This is a genomic window from Streptomyces sp. adm13(2018) (assembly GCF_008042145.1).
Lineage (GTDB): Bacteria > Actinomycetota > Actinomycetes > Streptomycetales > Streptomycetaceae > Streptomyces.
On the sequence record NZ_RDBH01000233.1, the window covers coordinates 1 to 759 of the forward strand.

Annotated in this window: 1 protein-coding gene; it reads left to right on the plus strand. The window is 74.7% G+C overall.

Annotated features, from left to right (window positions below):
- Positions 1-538, plus strand: a 538-nt coding sequence (locus EAO70_RS35930; RefSeq protein ID WP_148006983.1) for a pyridoxamine 5'-phosphate oxidase family protein, incomplete at its 5' end; no start/stop codon positions are given.
- Positions 539-759: the final 221 nt, after the last annotated feature.

Here is a 759-nt window from a genome sequence, read left to right on the forward strand (position 1 = left end):
CAACGGCACCGCCCGCCCCAGCGCCCGCGGCGTCACCATCGAGGCCGAGCAGGTGTTCTCGAACTGCCCGAAGTACCTCCAGAAGAGGGAGTGGTACGGCTCCGATGCCGCCGGCCGCGGAACCGGCACAGTCCGGCACGGCGAGGCGCTCACCCCCGACCAGCTGCGCCGGGTCCGGGCGGCGGACACCTTCTTCGTGGCCAGCGCGGGACCCGACGGAGTCGACACCAGCCATCGCGGGGGCAACCCCGGGTTCCTCCGGGCCGACGCCCCGCGGGAGCTCAGCTGGCGCGACTACCCGGGCAACGCGATGTTCCTGACCCTGGGGAACCTGGAGGCGGACGGTCGCGCCGGGCTGCTCCTGCTCGACTGGGAGACCGGGACGACGCTGCAGCTCAGCGGCCTCGCCCACACCGAGTACGGCCCGGAGGGCCGCGTCACCCGCTTCCGCGTCGAACGCACCGCCGAGACCCCGGCGGGCAGTCCCCTGCGCTGGTCCCCACCGGAGTACTCCCCGGCCAACCCCGCCGCGGCCTGACGGTCGTCGTCTCCCGGCCTTCTCGGGCCCGTCGGCCTCCCTTCGTCGCAGATCGGCCGGAAACCGCTCAACCGGCGCACCCCCGGTCAACCCTCCGGCGGGCCCCGGGGTCCTCCCCGCCGACCGCGGTACACACACCGCGGCACCGTCCCAGGGGAGACCGCATGTCAGCCGTACGCACGACCCGCACCGTCCTCGCCGCCGTCCTGGTCGCCGGACTC